The organism is Dokdonia sp. Hel_I_53, from assembly GCF_007827465.1.
Classification (GTDB): domain Bacteria; phylum Bacteroidota; class Bacteroidia; order Flavobacteriales; family Flavobacteriaceae; genus Dokdonia.
In genome coordinates this window covers 437,410-461,508 of record NZ_VISL01000001.1, presented here as the reverse complement: position 1 = coordinate 461,508, position 24,099 = coordinate 437,410, and the positions used below count along the sequence as shown (strand labels likewise).

The window sequence follows — 24,099 nt, the reverse complement described above, 5'->3', positions numbered from 1 at the left end:
ATTTCCTACATCTAAAATTTATCTCGAATTTTGAGCTAAATTTTTGATTTAATTACTTATTGTAAGTACTGCACAAAATTAATCTTAATAGATAAAACAGCTAGTATAACTTTTTTTAGATCACTAGTCACTCTTAAAGATGGTATTATTGCACTAAAATTATGCATATATGTCAAAGTTAGAACAAATTATTCCCAATGGCGTGATGCTCAACGCATACCCAGATAGTATTGGAGCAACGTTAAGTGATATGATTTCTGTTTTACAAAAACCAGAAATGCAGGAGGCTTTCTCATTATTCTATATTTTACCTACGTTTTTCAATAGTGATTTAGATAGAGGATTCTCCATTATAGATTATAACATTAACAATACACTGGTATCTACGCAAGATTTAGAAGATCTTAAAGAGCTAGATATTATGCTCAAATTTGATATCGTTCTTAATCATTTATCCGTTGCATCTCCTCAATTTAAAGACCTATTGAAAAAAGGCAGTAACTCGCCTTACGCTGATTTTTTCATTAATTGGAATACATTTTGGCAAAATAACACAGCCACAGTTAAAGATGGTGTGGCTATTCCACCGCAAGACATGTTAAATAAGCTTTTCATGCGTAAGCCTGGACTCCCTGTCCTAAAAGTAAATTTTCCAGACGGTAGTGAACCTCCTTATTGGAATACATTTTATCAAAAAGTTACCTACCAACCCATATCAATAGCTACACTCTCAACTATTACTTCTTTAACTGAGTCTGCCAAGAAGGAGGCAGTTCAATTAGTCAACAAGGCTATCAAAAAAAATGAGGCTTTAGAGTCCATACGCTTTCGCGAAAGCGAACCTGCAAAAAATGAAATTCTTGACCTAGTAAGAAATAATTGCGTGTATTTAGGTCAGATGGATGTAAATGCAAAATCTCAGAAAGTATGGGATTTTTATGACGAAACACTCAGGAAAGTTAGTGGTTATGGTTGTAAGATATTACGATTAGATGCTTTTGCTTATTTACATAAAGAAGTAGGAGAGCGTAATTTCTTTAATACTCCTGGGACCTGGGAATATTTAGATCGCATTCAAAAGATTGCAAAAAAATATGAGTTAACATTGTTGCCAGAAATTCATGCAGAATATGGTGTAGGCCTTCATGATGAAGTTGCTAGAGAGGGCTATCAGATTTATGATTTTTTCTTACCTGGCTTGTTAATCCATACGCTTGAAACCAGCTCTGCAACTGCATTGCTTAAGTGGGCAAACGAGATTGTTACAAAAGGATATAAAACTGTAAATATGCTAGGTTGCCACGATGGGATACCTGTTCTGGACCTCAAGGGAGCACAACAGGATGATTCGTATCGTGCTGGATTGCTCGATGACAACGAAATAGAAAATTGTATCGAAACTATTTTAGAACGTGGTGGTCGAGTTAAGAATATATATGATCCAGAAGGTAACAAAATTTCATATTACCAAGTTAATGCAACCTATTATAGCGCTTTGGGAGAAAGTGATGATAAGCTACTTCTCGCTAGGGCGATACAATTATTTATGCCCGGTATCCCTCAAATTTGGTACTTAGACCTCTTTGCTGGAAAAAATGATTATAACGCAGCAGATGCTGCTGGACAAGGTGGGCATAAGGAAATTAATAGAACCACACTATCACTAGATCAGGTAGAACAAAGGCTAGAAATGGAGGTTGTACAAAAGCAACTAGAAATGATTAAGCTACGTAACACCTCGGTGGCCTTTAATGGTACGTTTACAATAGAGAAAAAGGCTAACAATCATTTTTCTATGAGTTGGGAGCACCAAGACGCTTTTGCGATGCTAACGGTAGATTTAAAAAAGCTTAGCTATGCGATTACTACCTCAAAAGATAAAACTAGTTAATGGCATATCAACTGCTCTCCTCCCCGCTTCAGGGCTTTACAGATTTTAGATTTAGAAATGCGCAAGCAAAATTCTTTGGAGGGATAGATACTTACTACGCTCCTTATATACGACTCAATGGGAAGATGGTCATTAAGGGTAGTTACCAAAGAGATCTAGATCCTGCGGTAAATACGGCGCTAGAAGTGATCCCACAGGTCATGACCGCAAGTGCAGATGAATTTATATTTGTTATCAAGTATATTCAATCCCTTGGTTACAAAGAGCTGAATTGGAACTTGGGCTGCCCCTATCCTATGGTGACTAAAAGTGGCATGGGTTCGGGATTGATATGTAATACCGAAAAAATTGATCATATTCTAGATCGTGCGCATAGCGAAACAGATGTAACTATCTCTATGAAGATGAGATTGGGATATGAACATAGTACGGAGATTCTAGAGTCGTTTAAAGTTTTAGATAAATACCCGCTTAAAAATGTAGCTATTCACGCACGTTTAGGGAAACAATTATACAAAGGCGGTGTAGATCTTAATGGCTTTCAGCAATGTATTGATCAGGCAAAGCATACCCTGTATTACAACGGTGACATTACAAGTGTATCGCAATTTAAGAAAATGCAAGAACGCTTTCCATCTATTGAGCATTTTATGATGGGAAGAGGACTTATCTCAGATCCTTTCTTACCTAGCATGATTAAAGCAGACACTACAGTTTATCCTAAAGATAGATGGGAGCGATTTAGAGCCTTTCACGATACAATATATGAGCAATACGATGCTGCACTCTCTGGCCCTACGCCTATTAAGATGAAGATGCTCGGGTTTTGGGAATTTTTCTCTAAGACTACCCATAATCCTCAAAAGGTATATAAAGCGATTAAAAAAGCAGGCAATCCTATAAAGTATCGCAAAGCTGTTGATGAGATTCTAAAAATGCAACAGTGATGGCAATTTGAAGTATCTTTGTGAGGCTTTAATAGAACCCGTTTTGCAAGACATACTCCTCATAACTCCACCCTTTACCCAACTAAATACTCCCTATCCCGCGACTGCCTACATAAAAGGTTTTCTCAATACAAAAGGGATTAATAGTTACCAGATGGATCTGGGTATTGAGGTCTTGTTAGAACTTTTTAGTGCAAAGAGGTTTACAGAAATTTTTACACAAGTCTTACATAAAGACAGCGCACTTTCTGAAAATGCACTACGCATTCTTACCTTACGTAACGAGTATATTCAAAAAATTGATCCTGTGATCGCATTTCTACAAGGCGATAACCAGACACTTGCCAGACAGTTGTGTACAGATACATTTTTACCTCGTGCATCACGTTTTGAGCAGCTGGACGATATTGACTATGCTTTTGGAGAAATGGGACTACAAGACAAAGCAAAACACCTTGCTACTCTCTTTCTAGAAGACCTTTCAGATTTTATCATCGAGTGTGTAGATCCACATTTTGGTTTTAGTCGCTATGCAGAAAAGTTGGGGCAAAGCGCCAATAGTTTTGATGAGTTGTATGAAAGATTACAAGAAAAACCGAGTTATATAGATGAGTTAACGATAGAAATATTGTCGTCACGCTTTCGCGAAAGCGTACCCAAACTAGTTCTCATTTCGGTACCATTTCCTGGAAATTTGTATAGTGCTTTTCGTTGTGGTCAATACCTAAAGAAACACTTCCCCGATACCAAAGTTGCTATGGGTGGTGGTTTTCCAAATACAGAATTACGTAGTGTAAGCGATACTCGTGTGTTTGAGTTTATCGACTACATCACCCTAGACGATGGTGAACTTCCTGTAGAACACCTTATTGAAAATGTGATTTATCATAAAGATGCAGCTACATACAAACGAACATTTCTAATTGAAAATGGTAATGTAGTTTATAAAAACAATAGTCTAAAAGCTGATTATAAACAAGTGGACGTGGGAACGCCAGATTATAGTGATCTCCTACTTTCTAAATATGTTTCGGTAATTGAGATTGCAAACCCCATGCATAGCTTGTGGAGCGATGGTAGATGGAACAAACTTACCATGGCACACGGTTGTTACTGGGGAAAATGTACCTTTTGTGATATCTCGCTGGATTATATTAAAATATATGAGCCAGTTGCCGCACGTACGTTAGTAGATCGTATAGAAACGCTGGTAGCTGAGACAGGGCAAAGCGGTTTTCACTTTGTAGATGAAGCGGCACCACCTGCATTAATGAAAGCCGTTGCCTTAGAAATTCTCAGGCGAAAGCTAGTTATTACTTGGTGGACTAATATCCGTTTTGAGAAAAATTTTACCGCCGATTTGTGTAAGCTGCTAAAAGCGTCGGGTTGTATTGCCGTTTCAGGTGGTTTAGAGGTAGCCTCAGACAGACTCCTAAAGCTTATAGATAAAGGAGTGAGCGTGGCAAAGGTAGCTCAGGTAACTCGCAATTTTACGGAGGCAGATATAATGGTACACTCCTACTTGATGTATGGATACCCAACCCAAACTATTCAAGAAACTGTGGATAGTTTAGAAATGGTACGTCAGTTATTTGAGCTGGGGATTATACAATCTGGCTTTTGGCATCAGTTTGCACTTACTACACATAGTCCTGTTGGATTAGATCCAGAAAGCTATGGCGTTGTTCCTCATTATAATGATATTACATTTGCTAATAATGATGTAGAATTTACAGACCAAACGGGAATTGATCATAGTCTATTTAGTTATGGTTTAAAAAAATCACTCTACAATTTTATGCACGGGATTGGATTTGACTTAGAACTTCAAGAGTGGTTTGAGTTTGACATTCCAGAAACAAACATTGCAGCAGATTATATTGAAAATTGTTTACAAATAGCTCCGCGACTTTCTGAAAAAGCAACCGCCAAAGTTATATGGCTGGGTAATAATCCCATTGTTACAGCGTATAAAAAGAAAAAACGATCGATGGCCTCGTTGCTCTTTATAGATAAAACGCAGGAATTTTCCATTATTTTAGAAAAACAACAATCTGACTGGCTTTTAAAATGGCTACCATTACTTTCTCCCTATACTGAGAAAGCAATAACATATGGTATGTTGCAAAAAGATTATGAGACAGAAATGGATAATTTTGAATTGTTCTGGTTTTCTAAATCTATACAGCAACTACGTCAATCAAATTTGTTAGTTCTTTAACCTTAGTCAATAAAAAAGCGGTATATCAATAAATTGATACACCGCATTTCACAATAGAAACAGTTATTTAAATAACTGAGTTCTCCACTTGTACTTTGTCAAGAGCGTCACCTATTAAGGTATCACCTTTAATAATTTCAAATGTGCTTTTGTTTGCAACATCATCATTTAGTGAGCGCACGAGCGTTTGTGCTACGTCATCTCTTGATATTTCTCCTTGCTCTTTAAGTGAGCTAGATAATTTGATTTTTTGATTTCCTTTATCATTTGTAAGTGATCCAGGACGCACTATGGTGTAGTTGAGTTTACTTCCTTTTAAATGCTCATCTGCATTATGTTTAGCCCATAAATATTCTTCTAAATCATCTGCTTCTCCTGGAGCATCTGCTCCTAAAGAACTTAACATCACAAATTTGTGAATATTTGAATTTTGGGAAGCATCTACTAATTTGATTGCTCCTTGTTCATCTACTTCTTTTACTTTCTTTCCTCCAGAACCTGCAGCAAAGATTACTTTATCTGCACCGTTAACGGAGTGTGAGACATCTCCTTCAAGATCTGCCATTACTGTTTTAATCCCTCTTGATTCAAATTGCTCTTTTTGAGATTCCTTACGCACCATTGCGATAGGCTCAAAATATTGAGATTCATTCAAAAGGTCTATTATTTTATTTCCTGTGGTGCCAGTTGCACCTGCTACTACAATTTTTTCCATAACTACAATTTACAAACAACCCATTATGTTTATAGCACTCTACAGCTGGTTTAACCCATACTTATGACAGTTTTATAACTTCATTAATAAAATTAGGTACAATTCTCATATCTAAGCATCATTAAGTATCTTGCTTTAAACCAGAAGCTATACCCTTACTTTGAAAAACTCACGTATAAAAAAGAGGTCTATTGGCACTATCGTACTACTTATCTTAGCTGGAGAGGCCGTTTTTATATTACCATTTGTAATTGCTAGGATATTTAGACCAACACTATTAGAGGTATTAAATATCACTAATACGGAGCTTGGGTATTGCTTTTCCATTTATGGTATTGCTGCTATGATTTCTTATGGTTTGGGCGGTTTCATAGCAGACGTATATGAACCTAGAAAACTTATTACTATATCGTTATTTACAACCGCTTTAGGTGGCATTGTACTAGCAAATAATCCCACAATAATCATTTTGCAGATAGTCTATGGTTATTGGGGAGTAACTACTATTTTTCTTTTCTGGGCCGCTATGATTAAAGCTACACGATTGTGGGGCGGTACTAGAAGTCAAGGCAAGGCTTTTGGTTTTCTGGATGGAGGACGTGGGATGGTAGGAGTAATTTTAGGTATTATAGGTGTAAGCATATTTGCCATCGTTACTAAAGGTAATGATCAAAATATGACCTTAGCAGAAAAGACTCGTGCATTACACATTATCATATATGGAGCATCAATTACTATCGCTCTTATTGGTATACTCGTATATTATTTTCTAAAGTTTGACACAGTTGTAGCGCAGGATGTAAAGAATAAGGTGCGCTGGAAAGATTCTAAAAAAGTCCTTCGACTGCCATCGGTTTGGTTATTGATGGTTATAATTGTTTGTGCCTATTTTGGATATAAAATTACAGACATACTTCCACAATTTGCTAGTGATGTTTTAAAATTTAATGCTATTGACTCAGGTAAAGTAGGAACCTATCTTCTCTTTATAAGACCTATTGTAGGTGTTAGTTTTGGCTACCTTGCAGATCGTTCTAAACCAACAAAATATCTTTTAGTTGGATTTGCCCTTTGCCTTTTTGGAAGTTTGTTATTGATTACAGACCTGGCAAGCACACAAGCAATAATATACCTGCTTTCGATGACAGTTACAGCTATTGGTGTGTATGCTGCACGTGTTTTATATTTTGCAGTGCTAGCCGAAGGAAATATACCAGTTCACCTTACGGGCACGGCAGTAGGCATCATATCTCTGGTAGGTTATACGCCAGATATTTTTGCTGGACCTATGATTGGATATTATCTAGATAATTTTGCTGGAAGAGCGGGTTACAATCAGCTATTTATATGGTTTGCGTTATTTTCCCTAATTGGAATTCTAGCTGCGGTTTTACTAAGGAGAGTACGTATAGTTCGCTTTCGCGAAAGCGAACAGTCTCCAATTGCTAGTGATACATCTGAAAAACCTTAAGAGCTTCATTATAGCTACTTTCAAAACTCATGGTGTTCACATTATCGTTTGCTTTTACGGACGAAAAATAAGAAACTAGTTTTTCCGTCGGCATATTCCCTGTCAATTCGTCTTTTGCCATAGGACAACCACCAAAACCTTGGATGGCACCATCGAACCTCCTACAGCCTGCTTTATAGGCAGCATCTACCTTTTCATGCCATTTTGTAGGAGTAGTATGTAAATGTGCGCCAAATTCAACATCTGTATAACTTGGAATCAAATTTGAAAAAAGGTAATCAATTGTTTTTGGATCAGAGCTTCCTACTGTATCAGAGAGTGAGAGAATTTTCACTCCCATTTGGTATAATTTATCCGTCCACTCCCCTACGATATCTACATTCCACGGATCTCCGTATGGATTCCCAAATCCCATGGAAATATACACGACAAGTTCTTTATCATGCTTGTGAGCGAGGGCTATAACTTCTTTTAATAGCTCAACAGATTGGTCAATCGTTTTATGAGTGTTACGCATCTGGAAATTCTCAGAAATAGAAAAAGGATAGCCTAAATAATCTACCATATCATGCTTTACAGCCTCTTGGGCACCACGAAGGTTCGCAACAATGGTTAGGAGTTTACTATCTGTTTTTGAAAGATCTAATTGTTCTAAGACAGACGCGCTATCTTTCATTTGTGGAATCGCCTTAGGAGATACAAAACTTCCTACATCAATGGTATCAAAACCACAACGCAATAGAGATTGTATATACTGTACTTTTTTTTCAGTAGGGATCCATTGCTTAATGCCTTGCATAGCATCTCGAGGACATTCAATAATTTTTACACGATTACTCACCTTGTAAAAATAGTAGTTTCAACCCATCTCATAAAATAATTAGAGGAAGTTAAAAGATTTTATGTACATTGGTATTTTAAAGACATATAATGTACTTTACAGATATCTAAAGTATATTTAAAAGTAAATTCTTACAAACTTCAATCTAAATTACATTTATGAACGTATAAATATTTTAAATCTTCTTATAAATTAAAAATTTAATTATGAAAAAAAGTACCCCTACCCACGTAATTAGTTATTTTAATAGTTTCCCAAAGCTTACGCTAGCCTTACTACTTATTTTATGGTTTAGTTCAAGTATGTTACTGATAACTGCTCAAAGCGTCGTTGAGCAAAATGGCCGTCTCACCGTTACTGGTAACAAAGTTACCAACCAGTCTGGCTCCCCCATAAGTCTTGCAGGAAATAGTATTTTCTGGAGTAATTACAGTGAAGGAGCCCAATTTTATACTGCACAAACTGTCTCAAAAATTGCTGGACCAGAATGGAATTCTTCAATAATAAGAGCGGCAATGGGCGTAGAAGATTACAATGGATATATTTCTAATCCAGCTCAAGAAAAAGCAAAAGTAATCGCTATTGTAGATGCGGCTATTGCAGAAGGTATCTATGTGATTATAGACTGGCATTCCCATAATGCAGAAGATTATCAAAATCAAGCTGTACAATTCTTTACAGAAATGTCTCAGCTTTACGGATCTTATCCCAATGTTATTTATGAAGTTTACAATGAACCTATTGGGCAACCCTGGTCAGAAATAAAAGCGTACGCAGAAGCTGTTACACAGGCAATAAGATCAAACGATCCCGACAATTTAATCGTTGTAGGTACCTCTTTTTACTCTCAAAAAGTTACACAAGCATCGCTTAATCCCCTTAACGATCAGAACACTGCGTACACACTGCACTTTTACGCAGGAACACATGGTGAGTCTTTGCGTAATGACGCTAGAACTGCTATGAATAACGGGATTGCGCTTTTTGTTACAGAGTGGGGTGCAGTAAATGCTAATGGTGATGGAGGTGCCGCAATCGAAGAGACCAATAAATGGATGGAATTTTTAAAAGAAAATCACATCAGCCACGCAAATTGGTCTATTAGTGACAAAAACGAAGGTGCTTCTGTAGTTGCTTCTGGAACTGGTATAAATGGGCTAATCGCTAATAATTTAACTACCATTGGTTTCTTTGTGCAGGATATCATTAAAAACTGGACCACTTCTATTACTCCTTCACCTACTAATCAAACCGCCTATGCTATTCATAACATACCCGGTACTATAGAAGCAGAAGATTATGATAACGGCGGTAACTCGGTTGCTTACTTTGATAGTACTAGCGGCAATTACGGGAATTCACTACGCTCAGATGATGTAGACAAAGAGCCTACGACAGATACGGGAGGAGGTCATAACGTAGGATTTACAACAGACGGAGAGTGGCTTGAGTATACCATTTCAAATATTACGGCAGGCACGTATGATATAGAATTTAGAGTAGCCAGCACAAGATCTTCTAATAAATCTATTAGTTTAAGTCTAGAAGGCACTTCTTTGGGTACAATTGCTGTACCTAATACTTCTGGATGGCAACAATGGGAAACGGTGACGTTAAGAGATATTTTTATAGCCGGAGGAAAGGACCAAGTTATGAGGTTTTCTTTTAATGATGGGGCTTTTAATTTAAATAAAACGACTTTTATTTCACGACCATCTAATTCTGATACGCAATATACTATTCGAGCTAAAGGTGTTACAGGTGAAGAAAAAATTGAGCTGGTAATTGACCAAACTACCTTAGGCACATTTAATTTAAGTAAAAACTTCAAAGAGTTTACAGTTGCTACCACGGTAACTGGAACTCCCCGAATAACCTACATTAACGATAGCTATACAAGAGATGCTGAGATAGATTGGTTAAGAATAGACGGTAGTACTTTACAAGCAGAGGCGCAACCTACGAATACTTCAGTATACCAAGATAATTCTTGTGGCGGGTCGTATAGTCAAATAATGAATTGCCCAGGGTTTATTGAATTTGACAACTCCCCTTCAACAACAGGTGCTCTAGAAATCTCTAATGAAAATGTGACTCTTTTTCCCAATCCGATGGCTGATGAAGTACGTATTGTATCTACAAATTCAAACGACACTTTTGGAGATCTCTTAATCACTAATGTGACAGGAGCTACTGTTTTAGAGGGTAATCTCAAATCATCTAATGCGGTTCAGATTCAGCATTTGCCTCCAGGCATTTATTTTGCAACAATTCAAGTAAATGGTAATTTGATAAAGAAAACTATGGTTAAGAAATAGGTGAATTTATCCTTAATTATTAAAAATGCAAATAGTATAAAGGGTGTTGCGCTTTCGCGAAAGCGTGATACCTTTTTACTTTTCAACAATTTTTTCTACTATCTTATCTACACAATTAATACCATCAATAGCTGCAGAAATGATTCCTCCAGCATAACCCGCTCCTTCCCCACAAGGATACAAACCTTTAATATCCACATGCTCTAATGTTTCCCATTTACGTGGGATAGAAACCGGTGAAGAGGTACGGCTTTCTGGAGCATGAATGATTGCCTCGTTAGTTAGGTATCCTTTCATCTTTTTACCGAAAGCGACAAATGCTTTTTTAAGTCTTTTAGAAAGAATGTTAGGAAGTACTTTATTGAGGTCTACTGAAACAATGCCTGGCTGATAAGAGGTTTTCGGAAAGTTTTTAGACACCCGACCATCAACAAAATCTCGCATGCGCTGTGCAGGTGCAGCTTGTGTTTTACCAGCAGCTTCCCAGCAGGAACGCTCTACAGATTTTTGAAAATCTAAGCATACAAATGGATCTCCTTCTTTATAGTTAGGTAAGTCTTCTGGGGTAACACTTACTACAATACCAGAATTTGCATAAGGATTATCACGTTTGCTAGGGCTCCAACCATTAGTGACGATCTCTTCTTGAGCGGTTGCACAAGGTGCAATAATCCCTCCTGGACACATACAAAAAGAATATACTCCCATACCATCTACCTGCTGTACTAAACTATACGATGCTGGTGGTAAATACGGGTTATCTCCATCTGAGTGATATTGAATATTATCAATTAATTCCTGTTTATGCTCAATACGCACGCCTATGGCAAAAGGCTTTGCCTCAATTTTAATATTACGTTTATGTAATAAGTAAAATATATCTCGTGCACTATGTCCCGTAGCTAAAATAACATTAGAATAAGATAACCACTTTCCCTCATTAATTTGGATGGCTTCTATCGCATTATCCTTAACACTTATGTCTGTGAGCTTGCTATTAAAATGAACTTCTCCACCGTATTCAATGATGGCTTCACGCATAGCAGTGATGATCTTAGGTAGTTTATTTGTTCCTATATGAGGATGTGCATCTACTAGAATATCTTCTACCGCGCCGAAATGGACAAACCACTCTAATGCTTTTAAAACATTACCTCTCTTTTTAGATCGCGTATATAGTTTACCATCAGAATAGGTACCAGCTCCTCCTTCTCCAAAACAGTAGTTTGATTCTGGATTTACAATATGTTCTTTATTAATAGCAGCAAGATCCCGGCGTCTTGCTCTTACATCTTTACCACGTTCATACACTATTGGCTTGAGTCCGCCCTCTACGGCTCTCAAAGCAGCATACAAACCTGCAGGTCCAGCGCCTATAATGGCAATCTCTGGAGCCTGAGAAACATCTTGAGGAATGAATGGTGGTATTTTAGGTCGCTCTTCGTCCTTTTTCCAAAACTCGATTTGGAGCGAAATTTTTACTGGAGATTTACGTGCATCGATACTACGCTTTCGGATGTCCCACTCCCGTACATCATCTGCTCTAAGTCTAGCTTTTTTAAAAGCTAGCTCTGCAATATAATCATCATCTTCTGTTTGATGAGGTAAAACGTTAATTTGTACAAGTGTTGACATGCAGCGAAGATACGTTGTTCAACATTTTAATCCCATTTCATTCATACAGAAAGTCTTTAACTGTAAACTTTCTTCAAATTATTTATGAATAAATGAAATTCTAATCTATTTCTTCGTAATCAATATATTCCCCAACAACTTCACTAGACTTTTTAGGAACATCCTTTGGTGGCATTTGAGTTTTAGTAGTCTGCTGCTGAAAGCCTTTGAAGGCGCTCTGCATTTTTTCACCTGCTTTTTTTGTGAGGTATCTAACTATGTATGGCCACGCTAATCTACCTAGGAAGCGAAGCACAAAATAGATAAGCAAGATTATCGCTAGAGTTTTTAAAAAACTTGGAATTTCTGCTACTAATAGCATATTTAAATAATTTTGATTCAAAATTAATAATTAATGAGCGCAACAATACTGCACATAAGCTTAAAAAAAAGATAAATTCTCATATATTTGAATATTAACCCTTCTCTATGAAAAAACTTATAGACCGCTTATTAATATTAGGTGTCATTTCCGTAAGCCTTACTATAAATGCACAGTATACAGAAACTATAAATTCTAATAGACCTGGTGAATCACAAGGTGCTTTTAGTGTAGGTAGATCTGTAGCGCAACTAGAAACTGGTTTTGACATAGGAAATGATTCTCACGAATTATTAAGAACAGATACAGATATCACTGGCTTTAATGCAGCCCTTAGATATGGCCTATTATTTGAGCAATTAGAGCTTAATGCTGATTTTAGATACCAACGTAATGAGGTAAACTTTACGTCTGGAACGTCAAATCCAGAAATAAAAGCGGGTATAGAGACACTACAAGTGGGTGCAAAGTATCTTCTTTACGATCCTTATAAATATTCAAAAGAAGAAATAAATTTATATAGCTATCATGCTAATAATAAATTTAAATGGAAAACACTCATCCCCGCAGTAAGTGTTTACGGAGGGGCGGTTTTTGATTTTGAAGATAATAAAATCTATCCGCTACGGGATTCTGGCGTTAGTCCTACCGCTGCAATTATCACGCAACACAACTGGGGACCATGGGTCTGGGTAAATAATGTCATATTTGATAGAATAAGCTCAACCTACCCTACTACTTCGTGGATTACCACAATGACACACTCTTTTAGCTCTAAGTTTGCTGGTTTTGGCGAGTATCAAATAATTAGTGGAGATCTGTATGCAGATTATTTATTTAGAGGTGGCGCTGCATACTTAATAACAGATGATTTTCAAATAGACGTAAGTGGTCTCATAAATTTAAAAAATACCCCATCACGATGGAATGTTTCGGCTGGTCTTTCCTATCGTTTAGATTTGCATAAAAAAGATGATATTTTAAAGGACACTTCAAAAGATACTAAAAAAATAGGCACTTCTAAGAAAGCTTCCAGAAAAAGCAGTAGCTCAAAAAGAAAGCGTAAGGATGGTATAAATCCAGACGGTTTATAACACAAGAATTAATATAATCGATCCAAATACTAGATGATTACCCTCAAGGAAATGAAAACATCTGCAGAGCTTAAACAGTTTGTTAAGTTCCCATTTGCACTCTATAAAAACGAAAAGAATTGGGTTCCACCACTTATTAACGATGAGTTAGAAAGTATGGACCCAGAAAAAAATCCTGTATTTAAAAACGCAGAGGCTAGATATTTTCTCGCTTTCGCGAAAGCGGAAAACGGAAAAGAAAAAGCCGTAGGAAGAATATGTACAATCATCAACCATATTGAAGTCAAAGAACAAGGGAAACCAAAGATGCGTTTTGGCTGGTTTGATACCATAGATGACATTGAAGTGACAAAAGCATTACTTGCCAAAGTGTCTGAAATAGGAAGAGAAAATTCTCTTGAATATATGGAAGGTCCTGTAGGTTTTTCTAATATGGAGAAAGCTGGCGTTTTAATAGAAGGATTTGAGCATCGCAACACCATGATTACATGGTATAATTATCCATATTACAAAGATCATTTTGAACAATTAGGTTTTGAAAAAGCATCGGAGTGGGTAGAATTTAAAATTCAAATCGATCCGCCCGAAAAGCAAAACCCAAAAGTGGCTAAGTTTGCAAATATAATTACTGAAAGATATAAACTTAGACCATTAGAATTCAAGTCTACAGCAGAGGTACGCCCTTATGTAGATGATATGTTTGATTTGCTAAATAAGACTTACAATACTTTGAGTACTTTTGTACCTATACAACAATATCAAATAGATCATTATAAAGAAAAGTACATAAAGTACATACACCCAGATTTTATCAAGTGTATTCAAGATGAAAATGGAAAGCTTGTGGCATTTGCCATTACAATGCCTTCTTTTAACGATGCACTTAAAAAAGCTAATGGTAGTTTATTTCCTTTTGGCTTCTATCATTTATTGAAGGCAAAGAAGAAAAATGATACGGCTGCTTTTTACCTTATAGGTATTGACCCAGAGTATCAAAATAAGGGAGTCACCGCGGTAATTTTTCAAAAAATGCAGGAACTCTTTAATTCTAGAGGTATTACACAAGTAGAAACGAATCCTGAGCTAGAAGAAAACAAAGCCATACAGCAGCTCTGGAAAAATTACGATCACGTGTTGCATAAAAGAAGACGTACCTATAGAAAAGACTTATAAGTTTAAATCTCAGTACGCTAAGCCTAAAAAATTAACGGATATGGATTTGGAAAGCATCACAGTAGTTAAACTACTAGTTGACTTTGGCTTAGTGATCCTTATTCTTATGGTGCAACTAATTGTCTATCCTAGCTTTTTGTATTTAGAAAGAGGACGTCTTTTGGATTGGCATATTAAGTATACTAGAGCGATCACAGTTATAGTAGCTCCTTTAATGTGCTTACAATTATTTATTGCATTATATATAGCTTTCTGGATACATACTACATCTTATACCCTTTTAAATTTAGCATTAGTCCTAATTACCTGGATACTCACCATGTTATTATTTGTTCCAATTCATAAGAGAATCAATACGAATACATTTACAGAGATTGACTTACAAAAATTAGTAAGTCGAAACTGGTGGCGTGTTCTAGTTTGGGTGATAATTTTTGTGATGAGTATTCTAAGAGTTGCGTATGAATATTAACATACTCAATGCTTACTTGAGTTTTTTAGTGTGATCATTAGCATGCCTTATTTTCGCGAAAGCAAAAAACAATAATTTCTATAAAGAAAAACTCCGCTACAAGAACGGAGTTTTATGATTTGTAGCATACGGCAGATTATTAAGCTGCGTTTTGCTTTTTAATTAAGTTTAAAGCACTCCCTTCACGATACCAAGCGATTTGCGCATCGTTATAAGTGTGGTTTACTTTAATTGTATCTGTACTTCCATCTGCATGAACAATCTCCACTGTAAGCGGTTTGTCTGGTGCAAACTCTGCAATATCTACAAAGTTAAATGTATCATCTTCCTGAATAAGATCATAATCTGCTTCATTTGCAAAGGTAAGACCTAGCATTCCTTGCTTTTTAAGGTTTGTTTCGTGTATACGAGCAAAAGATTTTACAATCACTGCAGCTACACCTAAGTGACGTGGCTCCATTGCTGCATGCTCACGTGAAGAACCTTCTCCATAATTGTGATCTCCTACCACTACGGTTTTGATCCCTGCTTTCTTATACTCACGCTGAGTATCTGGTACGCCACCAAACTCTCCCGTAAGTTGATTCTTGACAAAGTTTGTTTTCTTTCCAAATGCGTTTACAGCTCCTATCAAACAGTTATTAGAAATATTATCTAAGTGCCCACGGTAACGTAACCAAGGTCCTGCCATAGAAATATGGTCTGTTGTACACTTCCCAAATGCCTTAATAAGCAACTTCATTCCTTGCATCTCGCTATCTTTGATAGGCTCAAAAGGCGTCAAAAGCTCAAGACGCTCAGAATCTTCAGCTACGATTACCTCGACGCTGCTTCCATCTTCTTCTGGTGCTAAATATCCATTTTCTTCTACTTCAAAACCTTTAGGAGGAAGTTCCCATCCTGTTGGCTCATTAAATTTAACCTCTTGACCATCCTCTGTAAGAAGTGTATCTGTAAGTGGATTAAAATCCAAGCGACCTGAAATCGCAATAGCTGCTGTAATTTCTGGTGAAGCTACAAAAGCGTGTGTATTTGGGTTCCCATCTGCACGCTTTGCAAAGTTTCTATTAAAAGAATGCACGATGCTATTCTTAGGTGCATTTTTTGGATCACTATAACGAGCCCATTGACCGATACAAGGTCCACAAGCATTAGTAAAAATTTTGGCATCTAATTTTTCAAATATGCCTAAAATTCCATCACGATCTGCTGTGTAGCGTACTTGTTCAGAACCTGGGTTTATACCTAGTTCGGATTTCATTTTGATTCCTTTATCTAAGGCTTGTTGTGCAATAGAAGAAGCTCTCGATAAATCTTCATACGAAGAGTTAGTACAAGAACCTATAAGTCCCCACTCCACATTAAGTGGCCATTCATTTTTAGTTGCCTTTTCTGTCATATCACTTCCTACTGCTGTAGAAAGATCTGGTGTAAAAGGTCCATTAAGTAAAGGACCTAACTCAGAAAGATTAATTTCTATTACCTGATCAAAATACTGCTCAGGATTTGCATATACTTCAGCATCTGCCGTTAAGTATTCTTTTACATTATTTGCAGCGTCTGCAACATCTGCACGATCTGTCGCACGTAAGTAGCGCTCCATAGACTCATCATAACCGAATGTAGAGGTAGTTGCTCCTATCTCTGCTCCCATGTTACAAATAGTTCCTTTACCAGTACAAGACATTGAAGTTGCACCAGGGCCAAAATATTCTACAATTGCTCCAGTTCCTCCTTTTGCTGTAAGTATTTCAGCTACTTTAAGAATTACATCTTTAGGTGCTGTCCATCCAGAAAGTGTTCCTGTAAGTTTTACGCCTATTAATTTTGGAAATTTAAGTTCCCATGCCATTCCAGCCATCACATCAACAGCATCTGCTCCTCCTACTCCGATAGCCACCATACCGAGACCACCAGCGTTTACTGTATGAGAATCTGTTCCTATCATCATTCCCCCTGGGAATGCATAATTTTCAAGAACTACTTGGTGAATAATTCCAGCTCCCGGTTTCCAAAATCCGATGCCATATTTATTAGAAACAGATTCTAGAAAGTCAAATACTTCACTAGAAACGTCATTTGCGTTTTTAAGATCCTTGGTAGCACCTTCTTTGGCTTGAATCAAGTGATCACAGTGAACTGTTGTAGGTACAGCAACTTGTGGCTTCCCTGCCTGCATAAACTGTAACAAAGCCATCTGTGCAGTTGCATCTTGACATGCAATACGATCTGGTGCGAAGTCCACGTAGTCTTTTCCACGTGTAAAAGCCTTAGAAGGCTTTCCTTCCCAAAGGTGGGAATATAAAATTTTCTCAGAAAGTGTTAAAGGCTTTCCTACTAAGTCACGAGCAGCATCTACACGCTCAGCCATAGTAGCATAAACCTCTTTGATCATATCAATATCAAATGCCATATATTAGGTATTAGGTTGTTAAATTTACCGCATAAAAACTGCGGGCTACGAAAATACAAAATACCCCCTACAATAACAATAGTCAAGGGCTTTAGCTCAACTATGACCTAAGTATTATTATCTATTGTTGTATTACTGCTATTTTTTGATGATTTCCAAATAAAAAAAGCCTCAAATTACAGATTTTGTAATTTGAGGCTTAAATATAAGCTTGTTTGCAATTCGCTTTCGCGAAAGCATACTAAAATAAACTCTTAATAATAGTTTCTATGTCTATTCCTTCGGCCTCAGCTTTATAATTTTTGATCATTCTGTGGCGCAATATACCTGTAGCCACTGTTTGAACATCTTCTATGTCTGGTGAAAATTTCCCATTAATAGCTGCATTTGCCTTAGCTGCAAGAATAAGGTTTTGAGAAGCTCTTGGCCCCGCTCCCCAATCTACATAATCTTTAATCATTTGAGTGGCACTTGAGGTATTGGGTCGTGTCTTGCTTACTAATGTTACCGCATATTCAATTACATTATCTGCAACAGGAATGCGACGTATAAGCTGCTGGAAATCTGTTATTTCTTGAGCAGTAAATAATGGGTTTACAGTAGGCTTTGCATCTGTAGTGGTTGCTTTTACAACATCTACTTCTTCTTGGAAAGAAGGGTAGTTTAAATGTATTGAAAACATAAATCGATCAAGCTGTGCTTCTGGTAAGGGGTAAGTACCCTCCTGCTCAATAGGGTTTTGGGTTGCTAATACAAAATACGGTAAAGAGAGATTATATCGCTGACCTGCAACTGTAACCACACGTTCTTGCATAGCTTCTAGTAAAGCGGCTTGTGTCTTGGGAGGTGTTCTATTTATCTCGTCTGCGAGAATAATGTTTGAAAAAATTGGCCCTTTAATAAATTTAAAATTACGTGACTCATCAAGTATTTCTGAACCTAAAATATCACTAGGCATTAGATCTGGGGTAAATTGTATCCTTTTAAAGTCTAAGCCTAATGCGGTTGCAATGGTATTTACCATTAATGTTTTAGCAAGCCCAGGAACTCCTACAAGCAATGCATGGCCACCTGAAAACACAGATAAAAGAATCTCTTCGATTACATTTTCCTGCCCTACAATAATCTTTGAAATTTCTGTTTTGAGCTCCTTGTGCTTTTCTACAAGGTTCTTAATAGCTGCAACATCAGACATAAAAATATTATTTTTTTAACCAATTACTGACAAACTCACAATTGCGATTATCTCCATTTATCTTAATGTAAGTTTCTTCAATTTTTTCTTTTTGCCACTTAGCTATCGCATTGATCTGCTTTTCTCTAAGGGCTAGTTCTTTAATTTTAATGTAATCCTTAACATAATCTGCTTTATGCTCTGGACTTAGATTTTTAACAGTATAAATCATATATCTAGTGTTACCTATTCTTCCTGGATCGTTATAAACTAAAGAAACTTCATTTTCTTTAAGGGTATTCACTTTAGGATAAATATCTGGGTCTAGTTTTGTTAATTCAAAGCGCTTTACAAGGGTTTGTGGGTTTACAAGTGCTCCGCCCTCAAATTTTGTTTCTTTTTCATCAGAAAATTCTCTTGCAGCTTCTTCGAAAGTTAGTTCGTTTGCAATAATTCGTTTTCTAATTGTCTCAATACGGTCTTTTGCCTCTTCCTCTTGTTGTTTACCTATTTCTGGAACCAATAAAATATGACGGATATCTAAGTTATCTCCCTTTACTTTATCTAAGGTCACGATATGAAATCCAAATTCTGTTTCAAAAGGTTCACTTACCTCACCTTCTTGCAAAGAGAAAGCTACTTCCCTAAATTCCTTTACAAGTGGTGATGAGCGGTTAATGCTCATGTATCCACCCTCTCCTCTAGTTCCTCCATCATCAGAATATAAAACAGCCTTCGTTGCAAAACTACTTCCATTCTCTAAAACATCTGCTTTAAAACCTTTAAGTCTATCTATGACTTTTTGACGAGCCTCTTCTGTGGCTTTTGGTTCTATAACAATTCTAGATATTTCAAGCTCCACTCCTATCGTTGGAATTTCTTCTTTAGGAATCTTTTCAAAGAAAGTTTTAATTTCATCTGGAGTTACTTCTACAGACTCAATTATTTTAGCATTCATCTGCTCAGATAATATAATATCTTTCCTAATAGTATAAAGCTCCGCACGGAGATCTGCCATATTATCTTTCTTGTAGTACTCAATTACCTTTTGATCAGAACCTAATTGGCGAGAAAAACGAGCTATAATTTGGTCTACTTCAGAGTTTACTCTACTATCAGAAACTATCAAGCTATCTTGAACGGCTTGGTGTGCTAATAATTTACTTTCTAATAAATTACCAAGTACCTGGCAAGGCGTTACATTTCCAGCAGACTGTCCCTGGCTTTTGATATCAAATAAAAACTTATCAATATCACTTTCAAGTATAATATAATCTCCTACTACACCAGCTACACCATCAACTTTAAATTTTGTAAATGGTCTTACAGTATCTTTTGTTATCGCTACTGGAGTAATCATTTCGTTTTTAACAATCACTTCTGTTGTAGAAGTGTTATCATCTTGTGCATTTACAAGTTGCAGCGCAAAAAGCACTACAATAGCCTTAATCGTATATTTCAAATTCTTTGTTTTTAATTGCATCATCCTTAATCTCCTTTTCTAACTTTTTTATAAGGGCTAGTTTTCTTTTATTTATGATAATCTGATTTATAGTAGGCCTCACATACTGCAAGGGTGCCATCTCATTACGATCTAATGTCCTTTTTACAGCGATCAAATATAATCCTAATGAATCGCGTAATTGTATAAAGTTTGATTTTTTTAATACACTTGGTGCATTATCTACAGTAATCGGATTAACTTGTTGTATTACTGCGCTACGTTTTACCCATATTGAATCATTTAAAAAATAACTCTTGAACTGGAATTTTAATGAGTCTAGAGCTGCTTCATCTTCTTTTTCTTCCCCTACTAAATATTTCTCAATCTCTTTCGCTTCATAATCTTCATCTACATGGATAAATTTAAACTGAAGCAGTTGCTCATTAAGTTTAAAATTTTCTTTGTTATTTTCATAAAACTGTAAAGCTTCATCATCACTTACTAAACTATCCAGATTAGAATCAATTAAAACATCTGAGTAATATTTAGTATATAAGTCTCTTCTATAGTTTGCTACTAGTTTTTCAAAATCCTCCTGAACTGGCTTTCCTACATTGCGCATAGCGCCATCTAGTAACAATTGACTTGTAGCCCAATTATTAATATAATTTTGCACAAAACTTGCAGTGTCTGCAATCACGGCATCATTCATTACGTCATTAAGGTCTTCTTGCGTCAGGTAATGATCATTAACTCTGGCGACATAATCACCAGAATCATCTTTATTAATAAGTTTACAACTCGTCAATAGAAAAGATACAGTCAATATTACTAAGAGTATATTCTTATTTATTTTCATAGGGTGTAGAAATTTGAGACAAAATTTCATTCTCTATCTTAATATTTGCATTAGCTCTAAGACGTTTAACCATGTTTTGTTCTAGATCTTTTTGATAATCACTTACCACTTTTCCTTTTACTTCATTTAAATCTTTGGACGTATACTGATCTAAATGATTTTCAAAATACTTTTGTAATCCAGTTGAATCTTTTACTGCCTTATCCCAAATTTGATGTTCTAAAAATTCAAATAATAGCAATCCCTCTTCGTATTCCTTTAAAATCATTTTAAAATCTGAATGTTCATTTTCTAAATTTTCTAAATAATATTTTTTTAAAGAGCTATTTACAAAGCGATTTATTTCTCTTTTTAAAACCATTTTATTATCCTTATGAAGGTCATCTATTGCTTCATATCTACTACGTAAATAATCAAATACTTCCCCGTAAGAATATTTTCTATCTTTAATTATAAAGGCGGTTCTGTCTACTTCTTCATTACTTAAATGTAACTTCTTATTCTTAACAAATTGATGTAAAAATGAAACTAACTCCTCATTACCTTTTACATTATACCTTTGACGTAATTTATTAAATAAAGTTTGATCTATAACTCGAGATCTTGTATCGCGTGTTACCCTTTCTACAAGCTCTTTTTTTGATTCTTCAAATGATTTAACTGGGCTTCTCTTTAAAAGTTGAATAACATGCCATCCAAAATCTGTTCTAAAAGGTTTACTATATTCGTTTTTTCTTTTGAGTTTAAAGGCTTCTTTCTCAAATTTTTTACTTCTTAATTGACCTTGTTCAAAAGCCGAAAGCTTCCCCCCTTTTTTAGAAGAACTCTTATCATCACTATAAAGCTTGGCCAAATCAGAAAAATCGCCACCGTTTTTTAATTGACTATAAATTTGTAGGATTTGTTGATCAGCTGCAATTGCTGAGTCAGGTTGGTCATGAGCAATCATGATATGAGCTACTGTAATCGATCCTAAAGATTTTCTAATTGCAGTAGGTTCTACAATATGATATCCAAACGTTGTTTTAAAAGGCAGAGATATATCATTAATCTCTGTATTGTAAGCAGCAGTTTCAAAAGGATAAACCATTTTAAAAGCAGAAAACCAACCTAATTCCCCTCCATTTTTTTTTACAGAAGGATCTTCACTCATTTCTCTAGCAACCTTATTAAATTCTTCACCATCAATAATACGTTGTCTTGCATTGAAAATACGATTGTAAGCGCTAAGTGTGTCACTCTCATTACCTATTTTTACGAGAATGTGCCTTGCATTCACCTCATATACAATCCTATCATATGCCTCTTTTATCAAGTCATCTGTCACTTTTGTATCCTTAATAAATTTTTCAGCTAACTGGTTACGGTATTTTTTCAACTCCTCTTTATACTTACTGTCATCAGCATATCCCTGTGCGACTGCCTCTTGAATTTTAAGCTTATAATCTATAAAGACTTCAAGATATGTTGCTGGAGAAGTTTTCTGAGATGCGGTAATGATCTCTCTATTTTTTTTAAAGCTATTGAGAAATTCTGTTGTACTAATTCCTTCTTCATTGATTGTCAGTAAAATATCTTGGTCTTGACCAAAACATATACCCGAAAATAAAAGAAATAATACTATAACTCTATACATATGTAAATACAAAAATTGTGCAAAAATAAGAATAATCAAATGGAGTACAAATGTCTTTCCTTACTGCAATAAAACTATCGCTATTGGTACCTTTGTGTTTGTAACTAAATTCTATTAGAAATATTTTGGATCGTTTAAAATTAATTTGGGATTTTAGAGGCCCTGATGCACACAAAATTGCGACACACCATGTCATACATTTAAAGGAATACGCTTTCGCGAAAGACCTATCAAGACCCATTACAGGTGTTAATGACATAAGTGAGAATCATTCTATGGCATTTCTAGTGGTTGACAAAGAAGCCATGAAGCCCGTGAGAGATGATCTTAAACCACATCGAGGACAGCATTTTAACGAAAAATAAACCTGTGGCATAGATATTGTCTTCTATCACATATATTTGCACGCGCAAATGATAATCCTTTAAAATTAATTGATATAATGAAAAAATTAGTCCTTAGTACATTAGTTGTACTTTTTACAGCAGTAAGTTTTGCACAAACAAAAGTGGGTACTGTAGATGCAGATTATATTTTATCCCAAATGCCTGAGCTTGCAAAAGCTCAAGAAGCATTAAAAGCCTACAACTTAGATCTTGAAGAGCAACTCAAAACAAAAATGACCAATTATGAAACTGTGGTTAAAGCCGCAGAAGCAAACTTCAGCACAATGACAGATGCTGAAAAAACTGCAAAACAAGAAGAAGTAGTTGGGCTAGAAAACGATATCAATAAATTTAGAACTAATGGATCACAATTAGTTCAGATCAAACAAAATGACTTATTAAGACCTCTTTATCAAAAAATAGGTGAGCAGGTTAACGTGTATGCAAAAGCTAATGGATATACTCAAATCATTAATACTACTGGTACTAATAATACACTAGCTTATCTTGACCCTGCTTACGATATTACACTCGTGGTATTAAAACAAATGGGAATTACAGTAAAAGAAAATTAAAACAGTCTCAACAAGTAACATAAAAAACCGCCATTGGCGGTTTTTTATGTTACTTGTTTAAAATAGATTCTAGGTCTGGTTTAAAGTAATTAGGACCTTTAAGTACCTTACCATCTTCACGATATATGGGTTTGCCATCTTTACCTAATTTACTCATATTGCTTCGTTGTATCTCATTAAAGATCTCTTCTATCTTTTCTTGCATTCCGTGTTCTATAATTGTCCCACATAAAATGTATAGCATATCCCCTAGCGCATCTGCCACTTCCACTAGATCACCTGCATTTGCAGCTTCAAGATATTCTTCATTTTCTTCTTTCATGAGCTGGTAGCGAAGTTCATTTTTTGATTTTGGTAGCGATGCTGTTGGTTTGAGTTCTTTATCAAGGCCATAGGTATCGTGAAATAAGGTGACTGCTGCTAATTTATTTTTCATAAGTATATAGTTAGGTGCACGCTTTCGCGAAAGCGTA

Annotated in this window: 20 protein-coding genes; 10 read left to right on the top strand and 10 right to left on the bottom strand. The window is 35.9% G+C overall.

Annotated features, from left to right (window positions below):
- Positions 1 to 169 precede the first annotated feature (169 nt).
- From OD90_RS02070 to OD90_RS02060, 3 genes are read left to right on the top strand one after another with little or no spacing between them, the layout of a single operon-like run.
- Positions 170 to 1,891: an alpha-amylase family glycosyl hydrolase gene (locus tag OD90_RS02070; protein ID WP_144665858.1), complete on the top strand. Its 1,722-nt coding sequence runs from the start codon at positions 170 to 172 to the stop codon at positions 1,889 to 1,891.
- Positions 1,891 to 2,838, top strand: a complete 948-nt coding sequence (locus OD90_RS02065) for a tRNA dihydrouridine synthase (protein ID WP_144665855.1) — start codon at positions 1,891 to 1,893, stop codon at positions 2,836 to 2,838. The genes OD90_RS02070 and OD90_RS02065 overlap by 1 nt, the downstream gene beginning before the upstream one ends.
- A 43-nt stretch (positions 2,839 to 2,881) precedes the next feature.
- Positions 2,882 to 5,059, top strand: coding sequence for a B12-binding domain-containing radical SAM protein (locus OD90_RS02060; RefSeq protein WP_144665852.1), 2,178 nt, complete (start codon positions 2,882 to 2,884; stop codon positions 5,057 to 5,059).
- Between the two features lie 67 nt (positions 5,060 to 5,126).
- Here OD90_RS02060 and OD90_RS02055 read toward each other — a convergent pair whose 3' ends face one another.
- Positions 5,127 to 5,774, bottom strand: a complete 648-nt coding sequence (locus tag OD90_RS02055) for an SDR family oxidoreductase (protein WP_144665849.1) — start codon at positions 5,772 to 5,774, stop codon at positions 5,127 to 5,129.
- Between the two features lie 160 nt (positions 5,775 to 5,934).
- Here OD90_RS02055 and OD90_RS02050 point away from each other — a divergent pair, with 160 nt between their 5' ends.
- The gene (locus OD90_RS02050; protein WP_261374448.1) at positions 5,935 to 7,245 is read left to right on the top strand and encodes an MFS transporter; all 1,311 of its coding nucleotides are present in this window, start codon (positions 5,935 to 5,937) and stop codon (positions 7,243 to 7,245) included.
- Here the strand turns inward: OD90_RS02050 and OD90_RS02045 are convergent.
- Positions 7,220 to 8,086, bottom strand: coding sequence for a hydroxymethylglutaryl-CoA lyase (locus OD90_RS02045; RefSeq protein ID WP_222430156.1), 867 nt, complete (start codon positions 8,084 to 8,086; stop codon positions 7,220 to 7,222). The two genes, OD90_RS02050 and OD90_RS02045, sit on opposite strands and share 26 nt — an antisense overlap.
- A 206-nt stretch (positions 8,087 to 8,292) precedes the next feature.
- Here OD90_RS02045 and OD90_RS02040 point away from each other — a divergent pair, with 206 nt between their 5' ends.
- Positions 8,293 to 10,404: a cellulase family glycosylhydrolase gene (locus OD90_RS02040; protein WP_144665846.1), complete on the top strand. Its 2,112-nt coding sequence runs from the start codon at positions 8,293 to 8,295 to the stop codon at positions 10,402 to 10,404.
- A 75-nt stretch (positions 10,405 to 10,479) separates the two neighbouring features.
- On the opposite strand, the gene OD90_RS02035 is transcribed toward OD90_RS02040, so the two are convergent.
- Both OD90_RS02035 and OD90_RS02030 read right to left on the bottom strand, forming a co-directional pair.
- Positions 10,480 to 12,039 carry an NAD(P)/FAD-dependent oxidoreductase gene (locus tag OD90_RS02035; RefSeq protein WP_144665843.1) on the bottom strand — a complete coding sequence of 520 codons (1,560 nt, stop codon included), beginning with the start codon at positions 12,037 to 12,039 and terminating at the stop codon, positions 10,480 to 10,482.
- Between the two features lie 100 nt (positions 12,040 to 12,139).
- The gene (locus OD90_RS02030) at positions 12,140 to 12,421 is read right to left on the bottom strand and encodes a DUF4834 family protein (protein WP_261374447.1); all 282 of its coding nucleotides are present in this window, start codon (positions 12,419 to 12,421) and stop codon (positions 12,140 to 12,142) included.
- Positions 12,422 to 12,507: 86 nt separating this feature from the next.
- Here OD90_RS02030 and OD90_RS02025 point away from each other — a divergent pair, with 86 nt between their 5' ends.
- From OD90_RS02025 to OD90_RS02015, 3 genes are read left to right on the top strand one after another with little or no spacing between them, the layout of a single operon-like run.
- Positions 12,508 to 13,494 carry a transporter gene (locus OD90_RS02025; protein ID WP_144665840.1) on the top strand — a complete coding sequence of 329 codons (987 nt, stop codon included), beginning with the start codon at positions 12,508 to 12,510 and terminating at the stop codon, positions 13,492 to 13,494.
- A gap of 33 nt (positions 13,495 to 13,527) precedes the next feature.
- Entirely contained in the window at positions 13,528 to 14,667 is a 1,140-nt protein-coding gene (locus OD90_RS02020; RefSeq protein ID WP_144665837.1) for a GNAT family N-acetyltransferase, read from the top strand.
- 40 nt (positions 14,668 to 14,707) lie between these two features.
- A complete protein-coding gene (locus OD90_RS02015; RefSeq protein WP_144665834.1) occupies positions 14,708 to 15,139 on the top strand; it encodes a hypothetical protein in 432 nt (143 codons plus the stop codon).
- 139 nt (positions 15,140 to 15,278) lie between these two features.
- Here OD90_RS02015 and OD90_RS02010 read toward each other — a convergent pair whose 3' ends face one another.
- From OD90_RS02010 to OD90_RS01990, 5 genes are all read right to left on the bottom strand, one after another.
- Positions 15,279 to 17,552, bottom strand: coding sequence for an aconitate hydratase (locus tag OD90_RS02010; RefSeq protein ID WP_144665832.1), 2,274 nt, complete (start codon positions 17,550 to 17,552; stop codon positions 15,279 to 15,281).
- 241 nt (positions 17,553 to 17,793) lie between these two features.
- On the bottom strand, positions 17,794 to 18,747 hold the full coding sequence (locus OD90_RS02005) for an AAA family ATPase (protein ID WP_144665829.1): 954 nt from the start codon (positions 18,745 to 18,747) through the stop codon (positions 17,794 to 17,796).
- A 7-nt stretch (positions 18,748 to 18,754) separates the two neighbouring features.
- A complete protein-coding gene (locus tag OD90_RS02000; protein WP_315897466.1) occupies positions 18,755 to 20,188 on the bottom strand; it encodes a peptidylprolyl isomerase in 1,434 nt (477 codons plus the stop codon).
- Positions 20,172 to 21,029: a peptidyl-prolyl cis-trans isomerase gene (locus OD90_RS01995; protein ID WP_144665824.1), complete on the bottom strand. Its 858-nt coding sequence runs from the start codon at positions 21,027 to 21,029 to the stop codon at positions 20,172 to 20,174. Before OD90_RS01995 ends, OD90_RS02000 begins: the two co-directional genes overlap by 17 nt.
- Positions 21,016 to 22,665 carry a peptidylprolyl isomerase gene (locus OD90_RS01990; protein ID WP_144665821.1) on the bottom strand — a complete coding sequence of 550 codons (1,650 nt, stop codon included), beginning with the start codon at positions 22,663 to 22,665 and terminating at the stop codon, positions 21,016 to 21,018. Before OD90_RS01990 ends, OD90_RS01995 begins: the two co-directional genes overlap by 14 nt.
- A 125-nt stretch (positions 22,666 to 22,790) precedes the next feature.
- Between OD90_RS01990 and OD90_RS01985 the strand changes: the two genes are divergently transcribed.
- Together OD90_RS01985 and OD90_RS01980 are read left to right on the top strand one after the other, a co-directional pair.
- Positions 22,791 to 23,030: a hypothetical protein gene (locus OD90_RS01985; RefSeq protein WP_144665818.1), complete on the top strand. Its 240-nt coding sequence runs from the start codon at positions 22,791 to 22,793 to the stop codon at positions 23,028 to 23,030.
- A gap of 77 nt (positions 23,031 to 23,107) precedes the next feature.
- Positions 23,108 to 23,626: an OmpH family outer membrane protein gene (locus OD90_RS01980; protein ID WP_144665815.1), complete on the top strand. Its 519-nt coding sequence runs from the start codon at positions 23,108 to 23,110 to the stop codon at positions 23,624 to 23,626.
- 49 nt (positions 23,627 to 23,675) lie between these two features.
- Here OD90_RS01980 and OD90_RS01975 read toward each other — a convergent pair whose 3' ends face one another.
- The gene (locus OD90_RS01975) at positions 23,676 to 24,062 is read right to left on the bottom strand and encodes a nucleoside triphosphate pyrophosphohydrolase family protein (protein ID WP_144665813.1); all 387 of its coding nucleotides are present in this window, start codon (positions 24,060 to 24,062) and stop codon (positions 23,676 to 23,678) included.
- Positions 24,063 to 24,099: the final 37 nt, after the last annotated feature.